The sequence below is a fragment of the Ideonella alba genome, from assembly GCF_018069845.1.
GTDB lineage: Bacteria > Pseudomonadota > Gammaproteobacteria > Burkholderiales > Burkholderiaceae_C > Ideonella > Ideonella alba.
This window is the reverse complement of the sequence record NZ_JAGQDD010000007.1, coordinates 138703-160385: the sequence shown is the minus strand read 5'-3', so window position 1 is coordinate 160385 and position 21683 is coordinate 138703. Positions and strand designations below refer to the sequence as shown.

Genomic DNA, 21683 nt, shown 5'->3' with positions numbered 1-21683 from the left:
GGAAGGGCGGCGAATTACTTCTTGCCCTTCTTGCCCTTCTTGTCGTCGGCGGCCGGCGCGGCGGCGGCGACGATGACTTCCTCTTCCTTGGGCTCGGCGACCGACACGATCACCGGGTCCTTGGTGCCGTGCTTGACCAGCTTGGCACCGGCCGGCAGGGTGATTTCGGAGACGTGCAGGCTCTTGCCCTTGACCAGGCCCGACAGGTCCACGGCGATGAACTCGGGCAGCTCAACCGCCAGGCACTCGATCTCGACCTCGGTGGCGTTGTGGTTGACGATGCACTTGTCGGTCTTGACGGCGACCGAGTTCTCCTCGCCGGAGAAGTGCAGCGGCACCTTCTTGCGCAGCTTGGTGGTGTTGTCCACGCGCTGGAAGTCGATGTGCAGGACCTGGGCCTTCCAGGGGTGCATCTGGAAGTCGCGCAGCAGCACCTTCTGGGTGGCGCCGTTCAGTTCCATGTCCAGGATGGACGAGTGGAAGGCTTCCTTCTTCAGCGCGAAGAAGAGGGCGTTGTGGTCCAGCTCGATCATGGTCGGTTCACCCGCGCCAAACACGATGCCGGGCACCTTGCCCGTGTTGCGCAGGCGGCGGCTCGCTCCGGTCCCCTGCAGCTTGCGCTCGAAAGCGACGAATTGCATGACAGCTCCTTGTTGGGAGTCGGGGCCTCCCGCGACCAGGCCGGCCCCAGTTGAAAAGACGCCCCGGACATCGGGGCGCCAGCGGATGCGGGTCAGAAGTTGTTGTTCTGCTCCGCAAAGAGGGAGGTGACCGATTCGCCGTCAGAGATGCGGCGGATGGTCTCGGCGAACAGGAAGGCCACCGACAGCTGGCGGATCTTCTTGCAGGCCTTGCCCGCGTCGGACAGCGGGATGGTGTTGGTGATGACCACCTCGTCGAGGTGCGACTTCTCGATGCGCTCGATCGCCGGGCCCGAGAACACCGCGTGCGTGCAGTAGGCGTAGACGTGCTTGGCGCCGCGGTCCTTCAGCACCTCGGCCGCCTTCACCAGCGTGCCGGCGGTGTCGATCATGTCGTCCATGATCACGCAGTTGCGGCCGTCGATCTCGCCGATGACGTGCATCACCTCGGAGACATTGGCCTTGGGACGGCGCTTGTCGATGATGGCCAGGTCGCAGCCCAGCTGCTTGGCCAGCGCGCGGGCGCGCACCACGCCGCCAACGTCCGGCGAGACCACCACCAGGTCGGGGTAGTTCTTGGCCTTCAGGTCGGTCAGCAGCACCGGGCTGGCGTAGATGTTGTCGACCGGGATGTCGAAGAAGCCCTGGATCTGGTCGGCGTGCAGGTCCATCGTGAGCACGCGCTCGACGCCCACGGTTTCCAGCAGGTTGGCCACCACCTTGGCGCTGATGGGCACGCGGGTGGAGCGCGGACGGCGGTCCTGGCGGGCGTAGCCGAAGTAGGGGACCACGGCCGTGATGCGGCGCGCGCTGGCGCGCTTGAGCGCATCGACCATGATCATGAGTTCCATCAGGTTCTCATTGGTCGGGGCGCAGGTGGGCTGCACCACGAAGACGTCGCGGGCGCGGACGTTCTGCTGGATCTCGACGGTGACTTCGCCGTCGGAGAAGCGGCCGACGCTGGCCTTGCCCAGCTCGACGCCCAGGTGCGAGGCGATCTCGCGGGCCAGCACCGGGTTGGCATTGCCCGTGAACAGGACGGTGTTGAACAGCACGTCGGATTCTCCGGTGATGGCAGGCCTGGACAAGGTGACTCTGGAAACGACAACCGCGCCCCAACATGACTTGCAGGCGCGGTCAGGACTCTGAAGAGATTTGGCAGGGGAGGAAGGACTCGAACCCTCGCATGTCGGAATCAAAATCCGATGCCTTGACCAACTTGGCGACTCCCCTACACAGGACCGCGCCCCGAAAGGCCCGACCCGACAACCATGGCTTTCAGCCGGCGAGGTCCTCCAGGGGATGACGCTCGAGGCTGCGGCACAGGCGCCCCACCCAGCCTTCGGGCAGCTCCGCGAACGGGTCTGGTCCCTCGGGCATGGTCGCCAGAGATGGCGCGCCAGTACCGTTGTCGATACCTGCAAATGCCGCGCTGCCTGAACCCGTCATCCGGCCGTGACCGAAATGCCGCGTCAGCCAGCTGATCGCTTCCGACACCTCCGGGCAGATCGCTTCGGCGGCGGGTTGCAAATCGTTCTTCCAGGCCCCTCCGGTGGCTTGCGCCGCCATCAGTTTTGAAAGATCTGCTGCATCAGCAAGTAAGCCCGCTACTGTAGCAGGTCTGGTGTCTCTTGTCAGCAGTGGGCTGGAAAAAATCTGCGCCGTGGGCAGTGCGACCGGCGGTTTCACCACCGCAAAGCGCTGCGACGGCCAGGCCACCGGCGTGAGCTGCTCGCCGATGCCCTCCACCCAGGCCGGGCCGGCGCCCAGGAAGAAGGGCACATCGGCGCCCAGGGTGGCGCCCAGCGCCAGCAGGCGCTCGCGCGGCCAGTGCAGGTCCCACAGGACGTTCAGGCCGCGCAGCACGGTGGCGGCGTCCGAGCTGCCGCCGCCCATGCCCGCGCCCCAGGGCACCTGCTTGTCGATCGAGATGTCCACGCCCCAGGCGGTGCCGCTGGCCTGCTGCAAGGCGCGGGCGGCGCGCAGGCACAGGTCGTCGGCCGGCAGGGCCGGGCCCAGGTCGTGGCGCTGCAGGCGGCCATCGGCGCGGCGCTCCAGGTGCAGGGTGTCGGCCCAGTCGATCGGCAGGAACAGCGACTGCAGCAGGTGGTAGCCGTCGGCGCGGCGGCCCAGCACATGCAGGAAAAGGTTGAGCTTGGCCGGGGCGGGCAGGTCGGTCAGGGTGTTCACGGCAGATCAGCGGTCCAGGACGATGCGCAGCAGCAGCGCCGGCGCCGGCGTGTCGCGCGTGGCCAGCAGCAGGCCCTGGTCGACCAGCGCATGGGTGTCGACCTGCCAGCCGGCCTGCAGGAAGCCGACGGCGGTGGGCTCGGCCGGCGCCTCGGGCCAGGGCTGGCCCAGCAGCCAGTCGCCCAGGGCCTGCAGCGGCAGCGGCTCGCCCAGCAGTTCGGCGGCCAGCGCGCTCAGGCTGTCGTAGCGGCGATCGCCCGAGGCATCGGTCAGGACCACGCCGGTGTCGCCCCAGCGCGCTTCGGCCAGGCGGGCGCCCAGCGGGCCGTCCAGCGCCAGCCGGCCGGCGCGGGCGTTGCCCTGGTATTCGAAGCCGGCCGTCACGCTGCGCAGCGGCGGCGCATCGGCCGGGCCCACGCGCAGCAGCAGGCGGCCGCTGCGGCTGGGTGCGCTGAGCGCCGCCGCGGGGTGGGCGCAGCCACTGAGCAGGGCAGGGGGCAGCAGCGCCAGCACCAGCGCGCGGCCCGCGGCACGGCGCTTCACTGCGCGGGCGCCTTCAGCCGCGCCATCGTGGCGCGCACGCTGTCGGCACTGCGGCCGCCTGCCAGGCCTTCGCGGAACACGGCCAGGGCCTCATCGCGCCGGCCCTGCACCCACAGCACCTCGCCCAGGTGGGCGGCCACATCGGGGTGGGGGCGGGTGGTCCAGGCCTGGCGCAGCAGGCGCTCGGCCTCGTCCAGGCGGCCCGAGCGGTACTCGTACCAGCCCAGGCTATCGACGATGTACGGGTCGCCCGGCGCCAGCTTCAAGGCCTTGCGCAGCAGCTCGCCGGCCTCTTCCAGGCGGAGGTTGCGTTCGGCCAGCGAATAGCCCAGCGCGTTGTAGGCCTGGGCATCGTCGGGCTTGAGCGCGGCCAGGCGGCGCAGCAGCGCCTCCATCTCGTCGAAGCGGTTCAGCCGCTCGGCCGACATTGCCTGCTCGTACATCAGCGTGGTGTCGTCCGGGTCGGCCTGGCGGGCCAGCTGCAGCAGCGCATGGGCCTCGGTCCAGCGCTGGGCGGCGCGCAGCACCTGCAGCTCGGCCAGCAGGCGAGCGCGGGTGTCGGCCTCGTCGCTGACCGGGGCCTCGCGCACGCGGCGGCGGGCTTCGTCCACCCGGCCCTGCTGGGCGACGATCTCGGCCTGGCGCGTCAGCGCGCTGAGCGTGAGCCGCTCGGGCGGGATGCGCGAGAGCCAGTCCAGCGCCACCGGGAACTCGCCCCGCATGGCCGCCGCCTGGGCCAGCAGTTGCGCGGTCATGTCGCGCAGGCGCTCGGTGGCCTCGCCATGCGGCACGGCCTCGGCGGGGGGCGAGGTGTCGAGCTCGCGCAACGCGCGCTGCAGCGCCTGATCGGCCTCGGCCGGGCGGTGCAGGTCCAGCAGCATCGCGCCCAGGCTGAGCCAGCCCTGCGGCAGCTCGCCCTGCTCGGCCAGGGCCTGGCGGGTGTGCTGCACGGCTTCCACCAGGCGCTGGCGCTGCTCCAGCGAGCGGGCATAGGCCAGGCGCACCGCCGGCGGCTGGCCGGGCTGGGCCAGCCCGGCCTGCACCAGGGTCTCGGCGGCAGGCACGGTGGGCATCAGCTCCACGGCCAGCAGCAGCGGGCCCATCGCGGCAGGATCATCGGCCTGGGCCTTGCGGGCCAGCGCGAACGCACGCTCCCCCTGGCCGGCGGTCATTGCCACCCGGCCCAGCGCCACGCGGGCGGCGGTGCGGGTGTCGCTGGCCTCCATGAAGGGGGCCAGCGCCTGCTCGGCGGTCTGCAGCATCTGCGCCCGGTCCTTGGTGCCTTCCAGGAAGCGCGGCAGGCTGCTGATCGTGGCGGCGCGCTGTGCCGGCTCGGTCAGTTGCAGCAGGGTGCGCAGGGGTTCGCCCAGCTCGCCCACGCGGTCGGTGGCGGCCAGCATCTGCACCTGGGCACGCACCGCGGCCACCGAGCGCGGCTGCGCCTGGCGCCAGGCGCGCGCGGCCAGCAGCGCCTGGTCGCCCGAGCGGGCCTGCACGGCCAGCTCGATCGCGCGCTCGAAGACCTCGGGGTCGTTGACGCGCCGGGCCGCATCCAGCATCACCTCGAAGGCATTGCCCAGCCGGCCCGAGTTGGCCTCGAATTCGGCCACCATCAGCTGGTAGAACATCGGCGCGTCCAGCGCCGAGGGCGCGGGCGGCGGCTCGGCGGCGGTGCTGGCCGGCGCGGGGTCGGCCGGCGCGGTCTGCGCCGACACGGCCAGCGGCGCCAGGCCCAGCAGGGCCAGCAGCAACGCCGGCGTCCAGGGGGTGCGGGCGCCGAGGGCGGTCGAACGGGGGGCGGACTGTCGCGGCATCGGGGCTCCTGCTGTGGCTGATTCTAGTGGGGCCCCCCGCCAGACCGGCCCGGCCGGGATAATCCATCCATGCCAGAGTTGCCGGAAGTCGAGGTCACGCGACGAAGCATTGCCGCGGTTGAAGGGGCGCAGGTGCAGGCGCTGCGCCTGGGCAAGCCGCTGCGCTGGCCGCTGGGCTGTGCGCCTGACGCCCTGACGGGCTGCCGCATCGGCCCGCTGGGCCGGCGCGGCAAGTACCTGCTGATGCCGCTGGCGCGGCCCGGCGGTGCCAACGCGGGGGTGCTGCTGTGGCACCTGGGCATGTCGGGCTCGCTGGCCTGGCTGACCGGGGCGCACGCCGCCAACTCGGCCGGGGTGCATGACCACGTGGACCTGCACACCGACCTGGGCCTGCTGCGGATGACCGATCCGCGGCGCTTCGGCGCCGTGGTCTGGTCGCCGTCGCTGCAGCAGGACCCGGCCGCCAAGCTGCTGGCCGGCCTGGGTCCCGAGCCCTTCGACGAGCGCCTCACCGACGCCGGCTTCCTGGCCGCGCTCAAGGCTCGCCGCACCCCGGTCAAGCCGGCGCTGCTGTCGGGGGAGCTGGTGGTGGGCGCGGGCAACATCTACGCCAGCGACGCGCTGTTCGAGGCCGGCATCGATCCCCGCACGCCCTGCCACCGCATCGGCCCGCTGCGGGCCACGCGCCTGCTGGCGGCGGTGCGCCAGGTGCTGGCCGAGGCGATCGAGGCCGGCGGCTCCACGCTGAAGGATTTCCGCGATGCCCACGGCAGCGTCGGCCAGTATCAGCAGGCCGTGCGCGTCTATGGCCGCGAGGGCGAGGCCTGCCGGCGTTGCGGCCACGCGATACGCCGGCTGCTGCAAGGCCAGCGCGCCACCTATTACTGCCCCGGTTGCCAGCGCCGCTGATACGATCCACGCCTGACCGTGAAGACCCGCGACCCCGCCCTGGACACCGACCCGACCGCCCTGCAGCCGATGCTGGTGCCGGGTCTGGATGCCCTGACCGACTGGCGCCTCGCGTTGGAGCGCGACCTGGACGCGCTGACCCGCTTCCTGGTCGAGGGCGAATTGCTGTCCAGCGCCGCGCTGCAAAGCGCCCAGTCGCTGCGCCAGCGCCTGGCCACCGACAAGCTGGTGGTGGCCTTCGTCGCCGAGTTCTCGCGCGGCAAGAGCGAGCTGATCAACGCCATCTTCTTCGCCGACGCCGGCCAGCGCGTGCTGCCGGCCACGCCGGGTCGCACCACGATGTGCCCGGTCGAGCTCAGCTGGGACGAGCAGGAGCTGCCCACGCTGGACCTGCTGCCGATCGACACCCGCCGCGAAGGCAGCTCGCTGGCCGAATGGCGCCGCCAGCGCGAGCGCTGGCACCGCGTGCAGCTGGACCCGTCTGACATGGCCGCGCTCTCGCGCGCCGTGGTCGAGGTCACCGCCACCCGCCAGGTCAGCATCGACCAGGCCCGCGCGCTGGGCCTGTGGTCCGACGAGATCGGTGCCGACAACCCGCCGGTGGCCGCCAACGGCCAGGTCGAGGTGCCCGCCTGGCGCCACGCGATCATCAACTTTCCGCACCCGCTGCTGCAGCGCGGTCTGGTGGTGGTCGACACCCCGGGCCTGAACGCCATCGGTGCCGAACCCGAGCTGACCCTGGGCCTGCTGCCCAGCGCCCATGCGGCGCTGTTCGTGCTGGGCGCCGACACCGGCGTCACCCGCTCCGACCTGGACGTCTGGACCCAGCACCTGGGCGGCCAGGGGCTGAGCTGCTTCGTCGTGCTCAACAAGGTCGACACCCTGGCCGACCCGCTGGCCACCGAGCAAGACCGCGAGGCGGCCATCGAGCGCCAGTGCGTCACCACCGCCGAGACCCTGCACATCGAGCGAGACCGCGTGTTCCCGGTCTCGGCGCGCATGGCCCTGACCGCCCGCCTGGAGGGCGACGCCGACCGCCTGTCCGCCAGCCGGCTGCCGGCACTGGAAGCCGCGCTGACGCAAAGCCTGCTGCCGCAGCGCCAGCGCCTGCTGGGCAAGACGGTGATCGGCGGCGTGCAGTCGCTGCTGGAACATGCCACGCGCCGCCTGCGCGACCAGCGCCGCCACAACGCCGAGCAGATGCTGGAGCTGCGCGGCCTGCGCGGCAAGAGCCAGGGCCGCGTCAACCAGATGCTCACCCGGGTGCGCGCCGACACCGCCGAGTTCGAACGCTGCACCGCCCGCCTGTCGGCGCTGCGCGCGGTGCATGCCCGCATGCTGCGCGGCACGCTGCGCTCGCTGTCGTCCGAGCGCGTGCGCGAGGCGGTCCATGCGCTGCAGCAGACCCTGGGCAGCAGCTGGTTCAACCTGCGCGCGCGCGCCGCCTTCGGCGAGTTATGCCAGCGCCTGGTGGCCCACATCGACAAGGCCGCCCACGACTGCACCGAGATCGGCCAGATGCTCGAGGCCTCGTTCCACCAGCTCAACGCCGAGTTCGGCTTTTCGCTGGCGCTGGAGCCCGCGCCCGACCTGGCCGCCTTCCGCGAGGAGCTGCAGCTGATCGAGCGCGGCTATGCGCGCTACTTCGGCGTCACCCGCATCGTGCGCATGACGCAGGACGGCTTCAATGAGCAGCTGCAGCGCATGCTGGTGTCCAAGCTGCGCACCGTCTTCGAGACCGCGCAGGGCGAGGTCGAGGCCTGGAACCAGGCCGCGTCCTCGATGATCGACAGCCAGTACCGCGAACGCCGGCGCAGCTTCAAGCGCCGCGCCGAGGCGCTGGAGCGCATCCTGCAGGCCACCGGCGAGCTGGAACGCCGCCTGGCCGAGGTCGAGGCCCAGGACCAGCGTCTGCTGGCCCAGGTCGACCAGGCCTATGACCTGGGCACCGCGGTGCGCCAGCGCGCCGAGCGCGGCCCGGCCGCGCTGCCCTCGGCCACCGGCCGCAGCCCGCTGACGCTGGTGCGCAGCGACGGCGCGATGGCCCCCTCGCGCCGCGCGTGAGCGCCCCGCTGCCCGACATCGCCACCCCGCTGGTGGCCTGGCAACGCCAGCATGGCCGCCATGCGCTGCCCTGGCAGGGCACGCGCGACCCGTACCGCGTGTGGCTCTCGGAAATCATGCTGCAGCAGACCCAGGTCAGCACCGTGCTGGGCTACTACGAGCGCTTCCTGCAGCGCTTCCCGGACGTGGCCGCGCTGGCCGCCGCGCCGCAAGATGACGTGCTGACGCTGTGGGCCGGCCTGGGCTACTACAGCCGCGCCCGCCACCTGCACCGCTGCGCGCAGCAGGTGGTGGCGCAGCATGGCGGCGCCTTTCCGCGCAGCGCCCAGGCGCTGCAGGACCTGCCCGGCATCGGCCGCAGCACCGCTGCCGCCATCGCCGCCTTCTGCTGGGACGAGCGGGTCCCCATCCTGGACGGCAATGTGAAGCGCGTGCTGACCCGCGTGCTGGCCTTCGAGGGCGACCTGGCCGAGACCCGCGTGGAGCGCGCGCTGTGGGCCCAGGCCCAGGACCTGCTGCCCACACAGGCCGCCGACATGCCGGCCTACACCCAGGGCCTGATGGACCTGGGCGCCACGCTGTGCAGCCAGCGCCAGCCGCGCTGCGCCGATTGCCCGCTGCACGCCCATTGCCGCGCCCGGGCCGAGGACCGCACCGCCGAGTTCCCGCGCAAGACCCGAAAGCTCAAGCGCAGCCGGGTGGCGCTGACCTGGCTGTGGCTGCGCCGCGCCGACGGCGCCCACTGGCTGCTGCCGCGGCCGGCGCGCGGCGTCTGGGCCGGGCTGTGGAGCCTGCCCGAATGCGCCGATGCCGCCGACGCGCAGGCCGCGGTTCAGGGCTGGACCGGCACCGCCACGCCGGGTGAGACCTTCACCCATGTGCTCACCCACCGTGACATGGTCATCACGCCCTGGCAGTTCCGCTTCACGGGCGAAGCGCCTTCGGTCGAGCAGTTGCAGCAGCGCTGGCCCGGTGGCCGCTGGCTGGCCCCGGCCGAGCTGGACGCGGTGGGGCTGCCGGCGCCGCTCAGCCGCCTGCTGCGGCGCTGATCAGCCCCTGCTGCAGCAGGAAGGCGTGCACCACCTGCAGCCGGGCCAGCGGGTCGTCCAGCGCCAGCAGGCGCTGCCGGGCCTGCAAGGAGATGGGCAGCAGCTCGCACCAGCGGTGCGCCACCCAGCCGGCATCGTCCGGACGCGCGGCGCCGGCCAGCCAGTGCGGGTCGCGCGCGGTGATCGCGGGCAGGGCGCGCGTCAGCGCGTCGGCCGCGCCCTGCAGCGCCGGGCCGGGCGGCAGCGGCGGGTCCTCGGGCAGCCATTGCAGGTCTTCGGCCTGCCACAGGCCCAGCGCCTGCGGGCTGACGCGGCCGAAGCGAAAGCGCCGCCCGCCCTCGCAGCGGATGCGCAGCAGCCCGGGGCGCTCGGCGTCCACGTCGCGCAGCAGCGCCAGCGTGCCCAGCGATTCAAAGCGCACGGCCTCGTCCTGGCCCGGCAGGCGCACCTCGGTGCCCTGGGTCAGGCAGACCACGCCGAAGGGGCTGTTCTCGCGCAGGCAGCGGCCGATCAGGTCCAGGTAGCGCGCCTCGAACACCTTCAGCGCCAGCGCGCCGCCGGGGAACAGCACCGCCTGCAGCGGAAACAGCGGCAGGGACTGCGGCAGATCGTTCACGCGGCGGGCGCCAGCTCGCGGTGGCGGCGCAGCGTGGCCACGCGGCCGGCAAAGCGCCGCGCCAGCTGCTCGACGATGTAGACCGAGCGGTGCTGGCCACCGGTGCAGCCGATGGCCACCGTCAGGTAGCTGCGCTGGTCGTGCTCGAACGAGGGCAGCCAGTGCCGCACGAAGCCGTCGATCATGTCCAGCATCTGCCCCACCTCGGGCTGGGCCTGCAGGTAGTCGGCCACCGGCGCGTCCAGGCCGGTCTGCACGCGCAGCTCGCGGATGTAGAAGGGGTTGGGCAGCACGCGCACGTCGTACACCAGGTCGGCGTCCAGCGGCACGCCGCGCTTGAAGGCGAAGGACTCGAAGACCAGCGTCAGCCGGCTGCCTTCGGCGCCCACCAGGTCACGCACCCAGCTGCGCAACTGGGCCGGACGCAGCTTGGAGGTGTCCAGCACGGTGGAGCGCTCGCGCAGCTCGGCCAGCAGCGTGCGCTCCAGCTCGATCGCCTCGAACAGCGCGCGGTGGGCGTCGCCGTCGATCACCGGCTTGCTCAAGGGGTGCGGGCGGCGGGTTTCGGAGAAGCGCGTCACCAGCTGGGTGGTGGTGGCGTCCAGGAACAGGCTGCGCACCACCACGCCTTCGGCGCGCAGCTGGTCCAGCACCGGCCCCAGGTGCGGCAGCGAACCGGCGGTGCGCACATCCACCGCGATCGCCATGCGCCGCACGCCGTGCTCGGATTCCACGCGGATGAAGTCGCGCAGCAGCTCGGGCGGCAGGTTGTCCACGCAAAAGAAGCCCGCGTCCTCCAGCGCATGCAGCGCCACCGACTTGCCCGAGCCGGCGGTGCCGGTGACCAGCACCACCTCGCGCGTGCATGTTGGCCCCTCGCCCGACGGGTACGTCGGCCGATCCCCCGAGGGGATGGCGGGCCGGCTTGGGAGCGGCCCGGCGCTCGGCCCGCCTGAGCCTTGGACGCCGTCGTCCGTCATGCGACAGGCCCGTCAGCGCCCTGGCGGATCAGCTCCAGCGCGTGCGCCAGGCTGGTGCCGGCGGCGCGCTCGCCGCCCAGCATGCGGGCCACCTCGGCCACCCGGGCCTCGCCGGCCACCGGGGTGACGCGGCTGAGCGTGCGGCCCGCCTGCTCGGCCTTGGCCACCACATAGTGGCGGTCGGCGCAGGCGGCCACCTGGGGCAGGTGGGTCACGGCCAGCACCTGGGCGCGCTGGCCCAGGCGCTTCATCAGCCGGCCCACGGTGTCGGCCACGGTGCCGCCGACGCCCGAATCGATCTCGTCAAAGATCAGCGTGGCCGGGCCACTGGCCTGGGCCTGCACCGTGGTCACCGCAATCGCCAGCGCCAGGCGTGAGAGCTCGCCGCCTGAGGCCACCTTGGCCAGCGCGCGCGGTGCGCTGCCGGCGTGGCCGGCCACGCGCAACTCCACGCTTTCCAGGCCGAAGGCCTGCGGCTCGTCCTGGGGCAGCAGCGCCACCTCGAAGCGGCCGCCGGCCATGCCCAGCTGCTGCATCGCCTCGGTCACGCGTTCGGCCAGCGGGCCGGCGGCCTTCTGGCGGGCGCGGCTGATCTTCCTGGCCTCGGTGCGCCAGGCGGCTTCGGCGGCGTCGGTGCGGGCCTGCAGGCCGTCCAGGTCGGCGGCCTCGTCCAGCGTGCGCAGCGCGGCCTGCCACTCGGCCAGCAGCGCCGGCAGTTCCTCGGGCGGACGGCGGTAGCGGCGCGCCAGGCTCATCCAGGCCGAGAGGCGGGCGTCCAGTTCACCCAGGCGGGCCGGGTCGAGTTCGGCGCGCGACAGGTAGGCGCGCAGCGTGTGCGCGGCGTCGTCGATCTGCGCCTGCGCGTCGCGCAGCGCGGCCAGCGCGGGCGCCAGCCGGGCGTCGAACTCGGCCACGTCGTCCAGCGCGTCGAGGGCGCGGGCGGTCAGGTGGCTGGCGCTGGCCTCGTCGTCGTCCAGGTGGGCGGCGGCGCGGCCCACCGCGTCGATCAGCGCCTGGCCGTGGGCCAGCCGCTGGTGTTCGGCGTTCAGCTCGGGCCATTCGTCGGCGCCGGGGGCCAGGCGCTCCAACTCGCCGATCTGCCACTGCAGGCGCTCGCGCTCGCTGGCCAGCTCGTTCTGGCGGGTGCGGGCTTCGGCCAGCGCCTGCGCGGCGGCGCGCCAGTGGCTGAAGGCCTGGGTCATGGCGCGGGTGTCTACGCCGGCCTGCTCGTCCAGCAGCGCGCGCACCGCGGCCGGCCGGGTCAGGCCCTGCCAGGCATGCTGGCCGTGGATGTCCACCAGGTGGTCGGCCGCCTCGCGCAATTGGGCCACGGTGGCCGGGCTGCCGTTGATGAAGGCGCGGCTCTTGCCCTGGGCATCGACGATGCGGCGCAGCAGCAGTTCGTCGCCGCCTTCGAAGCCGGCCTCGTCCAGCCAACCGGCCAGCGACGCCGGGCTGTCAAAGGTGGCGGTGATCTCGGCGCGGGCGGCGCCTTCACGCACCACCAGCGCCTCGGCGCGCGCGCCCAGCGCCAGCTGCAGCGCGTCCACCAAGATGGACTTGCCGGCACCGGTCTCGCCGGTGAGCACACCAAAGCCCGCGCCGAAATCCAGGTCCAGCGCGTCGACGATGACGAAGTCCTTGAGTGTCAGATGCTTGAGCATGTGGCCCTCTGGGATTGGTGGCTAGACCACCCCCTCGTACCAGCGCAGCTTGCGGCGCAGCGTGGCGTAATAGCTCCAGCCGCGCGGATGCAGAAAGCGCACCGACTGCGCCGAGCGCCGCACCCGCACCTGGTCGCCGTGCAGCAGGCTGGCCAGGCGCTGGGTGTCAAAGCTGGCGCTGGTGTCGCGGCCGTTGACGATGGTGATTTCCACCTCCTGCGAATCGGGCAGCACGATGGGCCGGTTCGACAGCGTGTGCGAGGCAATCGGCACCAGCACCCAGCCGCCAATCGCCGGGTGGATGATCGGCCCGCCGGCCGACAGCGCATAGGCGGTGGAGCCGGTGGGCGAGGCCAGGATCAGGCCATCGGCGCGCATGTTGGCGACAAATTCGCCGCCAATGTCCACCCGCAGCTCCACCATGCTGGCAAAGGCGCCGCGGCCCACCACCACGTCGTTCAGCGCCAGGCCCTGGAAGATCTGCTCGTCGTCGCGCCAGATGCCGCCTTCGATCATCGAGCGGCGCTCTTCCTCGTAGTCGCCTTCCACGATGGGGCCCAGGGCATCTTCCCAGTCGGTGGCGCGCACGTCGGTGATGAAGCCCAGCCGGCCCTGGTTGATGCCCACCAGCGGCAGGTTGTAGGCCGCCAGCTCGCGGGCAATGCCCAGCATCGTGCCGTCGCCGCCCACCACCACCGCCAGGTCACAGGCGGCGCCGATCTGCTCGGGCGTGAGCGCGCCGTAGTCGTTCCAGCTGGTGTTGAAGGCGGTATCGCGGTCGACCGACACTTCCAGCCCGCGGCGCGACAGGAATTCGGCGATGCGTTCCAGCATCGGCCGGATGCCCTGGGCCTGGTACTTGCCGATCAGCGCGGCATGGCGGAAACGCACGGTCATGGTGTGGGGAATTACACCACAGGGCCCTTGGCGCAACGGGGCCCCGGTGCCCATGTCCGTACAATGAAAAGCATGCTCGACGAGCGCGCCCGTTCCCTGCTGAAAACCCTGGTCGAACGCTACATTGCCGACGGCCAGCCGGTGGGCTCGCGCACGCTGTCCAAGGCCTCGGGGCTGGAGCTGTCGCCGGCCACCATCCGCAACGTGATGGCCGACCTGGAGGACATGGGCCTGATCGTCAGCCCCCACACCTCCGCCGGCCGCGTGCCCACCGCCCGCGGCTACCGGCTGTTCGTCGACACCATGCTGACGGTCCAGCCGCTGCAACTGGACCAGGCCTCCCCCGACATGGCCGCCGCGCGCGACCAGCTGCACCCCGACCAGCCCCAGCGCGTGATCGCCCAGGCGGCGCACCTGCTGTCCAGCCTGTCCAGCTTCGTGGGCGTGGTGACCGCGCCCAAGAAGAGCAGCGTCTTCCACCACATCGAGTTCCTGCGCCTGGGCGAGCGGCGCGTGCTGGTCATCATGGTGGCGCCCGATGGCGACGTGCAGAACCGCGTCATCTTCACCGCCCACGACCACACGCAAAGCGAATTGGTCGAGGCCACCAACTACCTGAACGCCCACTACGCCGGTCTGGCGATCGACGAAGTGCGCGCCCGCCTGAAGAGCGAGATCGACCAACTGCGCGGCGAGATCGCCACGCTGATGCAGGCCGCGGTGCAGGCCGGCACCGACGCCATCGCCGAGACCCAGGAGCAGGTGGTGGTCAGCGGCGAGCGCAACCTGCTGGGCGTGCAGGACTTCGGCAACGACATGGGCAGCTTGCGCAAGATGTTCGACCTGTTCGAGCAGAAGACCCAGCTGATGCGACTGCTCGACACCTCCAGCCGCGCCGAGGGCGTGCGCATCTTCATCGGCGGCGAAAGCCGCATCGTCCCCTTCGAGGAACTCTCGGTCGTCTCGGCCCCCTACGAGGTGGACGGCCGCATCGTCGGCACCCTGGGCGTCATCGGCCCCACCCGCATGGCCTACGACCGCATGATCCAGATCGTGGACATCACGTCCAAGCTGGTCAGCAACGCCTTGTCGGCGCCGCGTTGAGCGGTGTCGGAAGCAGCCCGTTCCCCTGCCTACAATCGCCCCCTTCGGGCCGCTAGCTCAGTCGGTTAGAGCAGAGGACTCATAATCCTTTGGTCCGGGGTTCGAGCCCCCGGCGGCCTACCACCCCCATCGGCGCGGGATGCGACGAGATTAGGGTGGGCATTTTGACGGTGTGAGAGCAAGGGGAGATCCGATGAGCGCGCAGACCTCAGGAGTGGAGCCGCGTCCCGAACCGCTGTTCGTATTGGACCTCAAGGAAAACGGTGGGCTCTTTGCGCCGTCGAGCCTAGAGGAGATACATAACTGGATCAACCAAGAGATCAACTTTTGGTCCTGGGTCGTAGGTACCCAGGTAGGCGGCAACCATGACCAGGGGTTGAGGCAGGCGCTCAGTCAACTGGACTTGGCCAGGTCAGCGGCCGGACAAGCCTCTCAGTTTAGGGAATTAGACCCCAATCACTATCGGCACGAGGTGGCGCAGTCCTCTGAGCGCTTGAGGGCTGCCTTCTTTCAGTGCCAGTTGCCTCACAGTACGACACCGACCGCCAAACGCATAGAGCTGTATAGGCAAGCAGCTGGTGATCACGCCGCAAGCTTCTTTGCGGCTGTGTTCGTGCCGCCACCGAATGGGCACCACTTTCAACCGCAGTTGCTGATGGCGTGGCGCGGCATGGTGGAGGGCGTGATCGAGCGCTGGGGTTTGCTTGATAGCTCCCCAGAAGCCAGACGGGCTTCCTCTGAGGAGGTGTTCGAAGAATTGCGTGTTCGTGCTCAGGGCATGCTCGACGAGAAGACCCTTGCCTATGACAAGTTGCACCGCGAGTACAGTGAACTAGCCGCGAGCATCGAAGCCGCGGACCGGCAGCAGAAGGCTGGGTACGACGACGCGCAGACAGAGCGCCAGAGCGATTTCGAGGCACAGCTGGCTGCTCACAAGAAAGAAATGGAGAGCCTGCGGCGGACCTTTCGCGAGGACCTCTCGATGAAGGCTCCTGTGACCTATTGGGAGGCGAAGCGCAGTCAGCACGTGTTCTTCGGTTGGATCACCGGGTTTGTGTCCTTTACTGGACTCGTGGCTGCGGCCATAGGAATGGCATGGCTGGTCCACGACACGCTGCGATCAACAGTCCCGAACGGAGCGCCCGAAACTTGGCGCGTCGGCATGGTCTTGATCATTGGCCTCTTCACCATCTGGGCATTGCGGCTATTTGTGCGCATGTTCCTGAGTCACCTGCACCTGGCGACGGATGCGGCCGAGCGGGTCGTGATGACCCAAACCTACTTGTCGCTTCTGGAAGGTGACCGCTTGGACAGCGGCGAGGATAGGAAACTTATTCTGCAGGCATTATTCCGCCCGACTTCCGACGGCATCGTCAAGGACGAAGGTATTCCGCCGTCTGCCCTGGAGTTCCTCAGCCGGCAGCCAAAGCCCTGACGTACAGACCGCTGCCGGCTTTGGATGTTTGGAGAAAGCGGCCCTCATCCTGTTGACGCTGGGAGGCTCGGTCGGGCTCGCTGGTGTCTGAGGCCGCCGCGCCGGCATTGCTTGTGAGCCCGTCACCCATGCACGCCTCGCGCCGTCTCCTTGACTCTTCGTGGTCGAGAGAGTGCGGCAGGCCCCGCCTTGGGCGCGACTGGAGCGGCGCTTGACTGAACTGACGCGGGCCTGACTAGAGCTGTTCATCCATCCAGTTTATAGGTATAATTACTTATCTAGTGGGGCTCACGAACAGCCCGCAAGCGCGCTCCGGACCTCTTTCGGCACCGACGCTCCTCTCGTTCGGTCATCCGCGGAATGGCGGCCAAGATGAAGCCTAACCGCGAAACACCCTGGAGCTTTAGTGTGGCGCTGTCGTCCAACCACCAATACAGCCTGGAACTGATCGCGCATCAGGTTGCCAGTTCCTTCGTGCATCAAAGAGCCAGCGATGGCTATGTGAATGCCACAGATCTGTGCTCAGCCGCAAAGAAGCGCTGGCACCAGTACGTAGGCCAAGAGGCCACAGGCAACTTTCTTCGCGCCCTGGCTAAGAAGCAAGGCGTGGCGGTCGAAGACCTCGCGCAGGCTGACCTAACGCCCGGGAGGCCCGAGAGTGTCTGGGTCCATCCAAAGGTCGCGATCCACCTGGCTCAATGGCTGTCCGCGGACTTTGCGGTTCTTGTCTCTGAGTGGGTCTATGACTGGCTCAGCGGGTCAAGAGGTCGAGGTGCGGAGCTGCCGTACCACATCAAACGCCACATGGCGAATGCTGCCAAGATTCCGCATACTCACTTCTCGATTCTTCAGGAGATGACCAACTACCTTATTGCTCCGATGGAGCTAAGCGGGTATACGCTACCGGAGCGGCTGGTGCCTGACATCAGCCAAGGCCGAATGTTCTGCAAGTGGGCACGGGAGCAGCTTGGGCTGGACACGGACTCGCTCCCAACATATGAGCATCAGTATCCTGACGGGCGGCGCGTACCTGCGAAACTCTACCCTGTAGAGCACCTAGGCGCTTTTCGGGCATTTATAAGTAATGTTTGGATGCCCACCCGCGCTGAAGACTACTTCAGGCAGCGTGACCCGGCGGCGCTGATCGCGCTCGACAAAATTCTGAAGATCGCCTTTCAAACTACAGGAGGGAAGGCGGCCAGCACTGCTATGCTGAATAAATAGGTCGATACTTCCAGCGATGGTCTACCCACCCCTCAGTCGGACCTTGCATATATTCAAGAGCTGAGATTTTATCGTCCGTAACGCAGCGGATCCGGGCCTCTGAGTGATAAGTGATTCAAAGAGGCGCCTGCGGTTTGTAAGCCGCATCAGTGCAATCAGGATGTCTCCATTTGTTGATCGTCCAATGTATTGAGGAACCTGCGATTTGACGGACTGTAGAATCTGCGCTCGGGTTACTCTGCTCAAGGCGGACTTTCAGGTCAATATTTTTAATCGGACCTCATCAGGAAGCCATGAGCATAGACATCGGGGCGGATCTTTTCGCCGAGCGAATCGTGTGCCTTTTCGAAGGCGTCGAAGCTAATTGGAGCGTAGTCGCCTGAGGCGTTCCGAATCTTTAGCACGTTTCGCACCTGATACCACCCAACATCCGGGCGCTCAAGGTGCCACTCTGCGCGGACTGTGTGGGGGTCAATGTGCTCGAAATACGCACTCCAGAGCTTTCGTCCTTCCTCAAGCAACGACTGCGCTGCTGGCGACAACGCCTTTGTCGCGAGGTGTTGTGACATGAAGTCGCTCTCGAAGCGTTCCGAAGCACCAACTTGGTCTTCTGTGTACGGAACGAAGTGATTCACTAGATTCCAGCTTCGGCCGTTCCACTGCAACCCGTTTGCGCTCGCGCTGTAATTGCGAATGTCAAATAGTGCCCAGACCAAGCAATCGTCGATGAACTCCTGAGGCAGCGGGCCAAGCGGCGCCAAGAATTGATCTCGATCGTGCACCCAGCGCTTAGGCATGACGCGACGTACTGCGAAGACGACCCCCGCCTGATCGATGTTCTGCCGCGTAACGTACAGGCCTCCGGCGCTGCAGTATGGAGAAGACAGGAAAGCCGTTGAATCTGGAGCGTTCTGGAGGTCCGAGCCCTTGCAAATCATGCCGCCTATGGCGTCGTCCGCCCATTTCTTGCCCCGCACGTCCTTAGTGCCCTTAGCGGGCCAGAACGCATGGCCAAGCGGCAGCGCGTCCTCGTCGTTAGGTGATACCCGTTTAATCCACTCACCTAGCAGGCGGGAGGACGGCAGGGCGTAAAAGGTCTTGGTCCCTATCGGCCTAGCGTTTTTGTCGATGACATCCGTCGCGATCTCCACGAACCTTGGCACGGGCTTGATTTGAGGCTCAAGCTTCCACAGCAGAAATCCTATTGGAAAGTTGCCTGCCAAGCCTTCGAACGCCTTGCTGTGCACGACAAAGCCACCCAGGTATTTGCCGTTCCAGCGCTCGCGGAACGGGGCGAAGTTAGGAGCGTTGATGTGCTTCATCTTGCTGAAACAGGCTACGGTTGCGTTCGGCATTTCGCGCGCGATGCGTACCAAGAACTGGATATACAACTCACGTGCTGCGTAGCCATAGCCCGCCATTGATTTGCCCATCATCGTACTGGCGACCTCTTTTTTGGAGTCTCCCCCACCATCGCCCATCGTGTTGTCCGCGTTCGTGGACTCGGCATAAGGCGGGTTGATGAGGGCCAGAATCTTCTTGCCGTCAGCAATGGCTTGGCGAAGCGCGTGCGGAACCTTATTGGTTAACGTGTAATCAATCGACCCGTCCTCCGCAAGGTCGTCGTTGAGATAGTCGTACTGAAAACGTACCGCTGCCGCGCAGGTCTTCGTGGTCTGCATCATGCGTAGGTCGGGTTCGTCCAACGTACTCATGAAGATGCGCCGATGGTTCGAGTGCTTTACCTCTAGGTTGCCAACGCCGCAGCACATGTCCCAAACAAGGTACTCCTTCTGCCAGTTGGCGCCGAGCAATTCGCTCAGCTTATCGTAGGCCTTGTCAACAACGCTGAGCGGCGTGTAATAAGCGCCCTTGAACATGCGCTCGTCGAGCGGGATGAGACTGTCGCGGCGCTCAAGCAGATAGTCACGGTGTTCTGCCTCTGGCGGGCGATGGTAGATGGCCCAAAAGCGTCGGTAGCCTTCCTTATTGCCCAATTCGAAGACGACACCGTTAAGGATAAAAGCCGGGGCGTTGCTGATCCAGGCTAGGCGTGCGGGTAGTCCGTGGTAGGTTTCGACTTTTCCATCGTTCATCACGTCGGCGTAGAACAAGAGAGCGTAATCTTCCTCCTTCGCATCCTTGATTTCCCGGCCAATCATCGCTACCCATTTGTCATAGACTTGCTTCAGATTTGCAGGGGTAATTTGAATCCGGATGATATCACCGGACTTTATTGCCGCCTTGAGAGTTTCAATGAACTCCTTTTCGTGGGTCGCAATTCTGAAACTAACGAAGTATGTGCCGATGTGCGCTGAGATGGCCTCCAGAGCGTCCTGTGTGTACTGGCTTGCTGATTTTCCCCACTTAACAGTCTTTTTTGCAAGGAACGGAACTACGTCCGCCGTCTTCATAATGGCGGCCTTTTCAGTATCGATGACCGCAAGGAACGCCGGTAGCTTCTCGCCATTATTGATGGCTACTTGAACGTAGTGCAGCAACTGCGTGAATTGAGCGTAGGTGCTATGCTTCCCCGTATGCTTCGCTTCGAACCAGACCTCGTCGGTCTGGATATCGATGAGGCCCTTTGTGTGCGCCTTTAGTCCCAGCGCCTTGATGTATGCGTCCTTGACGTCTTCTTCCGTCTTAACCTGCTTCAGCGCTTCGTAAAGAGTAGCCACTCTGAAATTCCTCCGGATACCACGATGGTACAGGTTGATCGACACCAAGCGTGCCTGAAACGACTTCTCCCTCGGGTGGTCGCTGGACGCGCTTGAAGCAGGAGCAGTGTCATCGACTGCTGGCGCGGGAGCTGCGTTGCGAGGTTGCTCGTGGCAGCGGGCTACACATCTGGGCAGCAGGGGAGCCTTGACATGCCCTACGAAAGAACTGGTGTGGCTTGCCTCAGTTGCCGCTCGGCCCCAGCGGCCGCGCGTTCATGCGCCGCTCCACGTCACGCATCAGGTCCGCCGGTGACACGTCCAGGGCCTCACACAGCCTGAACACCATCCGGACGCTGGGACTGTTGCGCCCCAACTCGATGAGCGAGATGTAGTTGCGGTCGACGTCGGCCCGCAGCGCCAACTCGACCTGCGTCCACTTGCGTCGCGTGCGCAGGTGCCGCAGCGCCTGCCCGAATGCCTGATCTGGTTCCAATTTCTCGCCCGAAAGATCGAGCGAGAGTGCGGCCGGCTCTGGTCATAAGTTCCGCATATGTACGGCAAACGTCATCCGTCCCACCAACCCTCGACACCCCCGGAGGTCATCCGACGACACACCACTCGTTCCGTTTCGCAATCAACCATCAGAGAGGTAGATCCATTCATGAAATACACCGTCATCGCCGTCGCTCTCGTTGCCGCACTTTCCGGGTGCGGTCAGAAGGCCAATGGCAGCTTCGCCGATGTCCCCTACGGCTCCACGAGGGCAGATCTGGAGAAGGCGGGCTTCACTTGCAGGAAGGAAGCCGACACCGAGTTCACCTGCGTGAACCTCAACTGGAAGGGCACCGTCTTCGGTCGGCAGATGCGGAAGTTGGCCTTCAGTCGACAGGCCACGGGCGACGGTTCTTCAGTCGTCGTGGAAATGGCGGAGGCCCCGCGAGGCCCCGGCGACATCAAGCTCCTTGAGCGTGACATCGACCAAGTGTGCCAACGAGACGCGCGCTGGGACTACTGGACCGAAGGCACCGTGGCTCTCGCGTGGAACTGTCGCGACGGTTCCTTCCTGAAGTTCTTCTACGACGCCGCCGCGGGCGGGATCCCGGCGAGAGCTTCCTTCAGTTCCGACAGTCCCTCGTGATCGGTTCCGTGCGCGCAGCCCATTGGGTCTGATCACCCCGCAACCCCCGGCTCACCACCGGGGGTTTTCTTTTCATCCACCCACCGACCTCAAAGGAGATTCCCCGCCCATGCCCTTCCTCGTCTTCGTTCTGATCGTCGGCGCCGCCGCGGTCCTGCTGCGTCTCGGCGCACTGTCCGCCGCGTTCGCCCTGGCCAAGGTCGGCCTGGTCGTCCTGGCGCTGATCCTCGCGGCCCTGATCGCGTGGTTCGTCGTCCGTCGCGGGAGGCGACCGTGACGCGACCTCGACGACGCCCCCCGTCACATCCACCACCACCGACCCCCGCGGAGAAATCCCCGGGGGTCTTTTCATTTGGAGGATCCATCCATGCAGGTGATTCAATCGCGCGACCGGATCGAGCAAGTCCACCCGCCGTCGCTTCGCGCGACGCTGCTGCTGCGGGCCGTCGAGGCCGAGGAGTTCGTCGACGACTTCTCGGAGCTGGTGCGCTTCATCCTGATCGAGCCCGGCGACGCCCCGTCGGACCTGTCGGATGAGTTGGGCCGGGAGGTCCACCTGATCGCCCCGGACGCCTCGGAGATCGTCGGCGACCACCTGGAGCTGGTCTACGTGCTGAGCGACGACGGGGCCGGCGCGTCCGTGTTCGTTCCGCATGAGGTGTTCGCTCTGCCCCGATGGTGCGAGGTGCGCTCGCTGGTCGGAGTGCCGCACGTAGTCCCGTCGGGAGACGCGACGTGAGCGGAGCCCATTC

The 21683-nt window shown here is 67.7% G+C and carries 20 protein-coding genes and 2 tRNA genes; 10 read left to right on the top strand and 12 right to left on the bottom strand.

Features of this window, described 5'->3' with window-relative positions; all coding sequences use genetic code 11:
* Positions 1-14: 14 nt before the first annotated feature.
* The 6 genes from KAK03_RS11910 to KAK03_RS11885 all read right to left on the bottom strand — a co-directional run bounded on the left by KAK03_RS11910 (position 15) and on the right by KAK03_RS11885 (position 5188).
* The gene (locus KAK03_RS11910; protein WP_210854169.1) at positions 15-641 is read right to left on the bottom strand and encodes a 50S ribosomal protein L25/general stress protein Ctc; all 627 of its coding nucleotides are present in this window, start codon (positions 639-641) and stop codon (positions 15-17) included.
* A gap of 92 nt (positions 642-733) precedes the next feature.
* Positions 734-1696 carry a ribose-phosphate pyrophosphokinase gene (locus tag KAK03_RS11905; RefSeq protein ID WP_310738575.1) on the bottom strand — a complete coding sequence of 321 codons (963 nt, stop codon included), beginning with the start codon at positions 1694-1696 and terminating at the stop codon, positions 734-736.
* 101 nt (positions 1697-1797) lie between these two features.
* Positions 1798-1874 (bottom strand) — tRNA-Gln (locus KAK03_RS11900).
* Between the two features lie 45 nt (positions 1875-1919).
* Entirely contained in the window at positions 1920-2831 is a 912-nt protein-coding gene (gene ispE / locus KAK03_RS11895) for a 4-(cytidine 5'-diphospho)-2-C-methyl-D-erythritol kinase (protein WP_210854168.1), read from the bottom strand.
* 6 nt (positions 2832-2837) lie between these two features.
* Positions 2838-3374 (bottom strand): lipoprotein insertase outer membrane protein LolB, encoded by a 537-nt coding sequence (locus KAK03_RS25400; protein ID WP_210854167.1) that lies wholly within the window; start codon positions 3372-3374, stop codon positions 2838-2840.
* The gene (locus tag KAK03_RS11885) at positions 3371-5188 is read right to left on the bottom strand and encodes a tetratricopeptide repeat protein (RefSeq protein ID WP_210854166.1); all 1818 of its coding nucleotides are present in this window, start codon (positions 5186-5188) and stop codon (positions 3371-3373) included. The genes KAK03_RS25400 and KAK03_RS11885 overlap by 4 nt, the downstream gene beginning before the upstream one ends.
* A 69-nt stretch (positions 5189-5257) precedes the next feature.
* Here KAK03_RS11885 and mutM point away from each other — a divergent pair, with 69 nt between their 5' ends.
* The 3 genes from mutM to mutY are packed head-to-tail and all read left to right on the top strand — an operon-like array spanning position 5258 to position 9210.
* Positions 5258-6097 (top strand): bifunctional DNA-formamidopyrimidine glycosylase/DNA-(apurinic or apyrimidinic site) lyase, encoded by an 840-nt coding sequence (gene mutM / locus KAK03_RS11880; protein WP_210854165.1) that lies wholly within the window; start codon positions 5258-5260, stop codon positions 6095-6097.
* Between the two features lie 18 nt (positions 6098-6115).
* On the top strand, positions 6116-8161 hold the full coding sequence (locus tag KAK03_RS11875; protein WP_310738573.1) for a dynamin family protein: 2046 nt from the start codon (positions 6116-6118) through the stop codon (positions 8159-8161).
* Positions 8158-9210 carry an A/G-specific adenine glycosylase gene (gene mutY, locus KAK03_RS11870; protein ID WP_310738572.1) on the top strand — a complete coding sequence of 351 codons (1053 nt, stop codon included), beginning with the start codon at positions 8158-8160 and terminating at the stop codon, positions 9208-9210. Before KAK03_RS11875 ends, mutY begins: the two co-directional genes overlap by 4 nt.
* Here mutY and KAK03_RS11865 read toward each other — a convergent pair.
* From KAK03_RS11865 to KAK03_RS11850, 4 genes are read right to left on the bottom strand one after another with little or no spacing between them, the layout of a single operon-like run.
* The gene (locus KAK03_RS11865; protein WP_310738571.1) at positions 9188-9826 is read right to left on the bottom strand and encodes an LON peptidase substrate-binding domain-containing protein; all 639 of its coding nucleotides are present in this window, start codon (positions 9824-9826) and stop codon (positions 9188-9190) included. The two genes, mutY and KAK03_RS11865, sit on opposite strands and share 23 nt — an antisense overlap.
* Entirely contained in the window at positions 9823-10806 is a 984-nt protein-coding gene (gene rapZ, locus KAK03_RS11860; RefSeq protein ID WP_210854164.1) for an RNase adapter RapZ, read from the bottom strand. The genes KAK03_RS11865 and rapZ overlap by 4 nt, the downstream gene beginning before the upstream one ends.
* Positions 10803-12470, bottom strand: coding sequence for a DNA repair protein RecN (gene recN / locus KAK03_RS11855; protein WP_210854163.1), 1668 nt, complete (start codon positions 12468-12470; stop codon positions 10803-10805). Before recN ends, rapZ begins: the two co-directional genes overlap by 4 nt.
* 21 nt (positions 12471-12491) lie before the next feature.
* On the bottom strand, positions 12492-13367 hold the full coding sequence (locus KAK03_RS11850; protein WP_210854162.1) for an NAD kinase: 876 nt from the start codon (positions 13365-13367) through the stop codon (positions 12492-12494).
* A 72-nt stretch (positions 13368-13439) separates the two neighbouring features.
* Here KAK03_RS11850 and hrcA point away from each other — a divergent pair, with 72 nt between their 5' ends.
* The 4 genes from hrcA (at position 13440) to KAK03_RS11830 (ending at position 17130) form a co-directional block, all read left to right on the top strand.
* Positions 13440-14471 carry a heat-inducible transcriptional repressor HrcA gene (hrcA, locus tag KAK03_RS11845; RefSeq protein WP_210854161.1) on the top strand — a complete coding sequence of 344 codons (1032 nt, stop codon included), beginning with the start codon at positions 13440-13442 and terminating at the stop codon, positions 14469-14471.
* A 46-nt stretch (positions 14472-14517) separates the two neighbouring features.
* Positions 14518-14594, top strand: a tRNA-Ile gene (locus KAK03_RS11840).
* 70 nt (positions 14595-14664) lie between these two features.
* Positions 14665-15906, top strand: coding sequence for a DUF6161 domain-containing protein (locus KAK03_RS11835; RefSeq protein WP_210854160.1), 1242 nt, complete (start codon positions 14665-14667; stop codon positions 15904-15906).
* A 360-nt stretch (positions 15907-16266) separates the two neighbouring features.
* Entirely contained in the window at positions 16267-17130 is an 864-nt protein-coding gene (locus KAK03_RS11830; RefSeq protein ID WP_247661103.1) for a KilA-N domain-containing protein, read from the top strand.
* A gap of 269 nt (positions 17131-17399) precedes the next feature.
* Here the strand turns inward: KAK03_RS11830 and KAK03_RS11825 are convergent, their stop codons facing one another.
* The gene (locus KAK03_RS11825; RefSeq protein WP_310738569.1) at positions 17400-19856 is read right to left on the bottom strand and encodes a hypothetical protein; all 2457 of its coding nucleotides are present in this window, start codon (positions 19854-19856) and stop codon (positions 17400-17402) included.
* Positions 19857-20034: 178 nt separating this feature from the next.
* Positions 20035-20286: a helix-turn-helix domain-containing protein gene (locus KAK03_RS11820; RefSeq protein ID WP_247661102.1), complete on the bottom strand. Its 252-nt coding sequence runs from the start codon at positions 20284-20286 to the stop codon at positions 20035-20037.
* A gap of 168 nt (positions 20287-20454) precedes the next feature.
* Between KAK03_RS11820 and KAK03_RS11815 the strand changes: the two genes are divergently transcribed.
* The 3 genes from KAK03_RS11815 to KAK03_RS11805 all read left to right on the top strand — a co-directional run bounded on the left by KAK03_RS11815 (position 20455) and on the right by KAK03_RS11805 (position 21670).
* The gene (locus KAK03_RS11815) at positions 20455-20931 is read left to right on the top strand and encodes a hypothetical protein (protein WP_210854159.1); all 477 of its coding nucleotides are present in this window, start codon (positions 20455-20457) and stop codon (positions 20929-20931) included.
* A 109-nt stretch (positions 20932-21040) separates the two neighbouring features.
* Positions 21041-21208, top strand: coding sequence for a hypothetical protein (locus KAK03_RS11810; protein WP_210854158.1), 168 nt, complete (start codon positions 21041-21043; stop codon positions 21206-21208).
* A gap of 90 nt (positions 21209-21298) precedes the next feature.
* On the top strand, positions 21299-21670 hold the full coding sequence (locus tag KAK03_RS11805) for a hypothetical protein (protein WP_210854157.1): 372 nt from the start codon (positions 21299-21301) through the stop codon (positions 21668-21670).
* The last annotated feature ends 13 nt before the right edge of the window (positions 21671-21683 follow it).

What these genes read in the sequence shown, in the direction of transcription:
- KAK03_RS11910 (WP_210854169.1), bottom strand. Translation starts at nt 641, where the DNA reads ATGCAATTCGTCGCTTTCGAGCGCAAGCTGCAGGGGACCGGAGCGAGC.
- KAK03_RS11885 (WP_210854166.1), bottom strand. Translation starts at nt 5,188, where the DNA reads ATGCCGCGACAGTCCGCCCCCCGTTCGACCGCCCTCGGCGCCCGCACC.
- mutM (WP_210854165.1), top strand. Translation starts at nt 5,258, where the DNA reads ATGCCAGAGTTGCCGGAAGTCGAGGTCACGCGACGAAGCATTGCCGCG.
- rapZ (WP_210854164.1), bottom strand. Translation starts at nt 10,806, where the DNA reads ATGACGGACGACGGCGTCCAAGGCTCAGGCGGGCCGAGCGCCGGGCCG.
- recN (WP_210854163.1), bottom strand. Translation starts at nt 12,470, where the DNA reads ATGCTCAAGCATCTGACACTCAAGGACTTCGTCATCGTCGACGCGCTG.
- KAK03_RS11850 (WP_210854162.1), bottom strand. Translation starts at nt 13,367, where the DNA reads ATGACCGTGCGTTTCCGCCATGCCGCGCTGATCGGCAAGTACCAGGCC.
- hrcA (WP_210854161.1), top strand. Translation starts at nt 13,440, where the DNA reads ATGCTCGACGAGCGCGCCCGTTCCCTGCTGAAAACCCTGGTCGAACGC.
- KAK03_RS11835 (WP_210854160.1), top strand. Translation starts at nt 14,665, where the DNA reads ATGAGCGCGCAGACCTCAGGAGTGGAGCCGCGTCCCGAACCGCTGTTC.
- KAK03_RS11830 (WP_247661103.1), top strand. Translation starts at nt 16,267, where the DNA reads ATGGCGGCCAAGATGAAGCCTAACCGCGAAACACCCTGGAGCTTTAGT.
- KAK03_RS11815 (WP_210854159.1), top strand. Translation starts at nt 20,455, where the DNA reads ATGAAATACACCGTCATCGCCGTCGCTCTCGTTGCCGCACTTTCCGGG.
- KAK03_RS11810 (WP_210854158.1), top strand. Translation starts at nt 21,041, where the DNA reads ATGCCCTTCCTCGTCTTCGTTCTGATCGTCGGCGCCGCCGCGGTCCTG.
- KAK03_RS11805 (WP_210854157.1), top strand. Translation starts at nt 21,299, where the DNA reads ATGCAGGTGATTCAATCGCGCGACCGGATCGAGCAAGTCCACCCGCCG.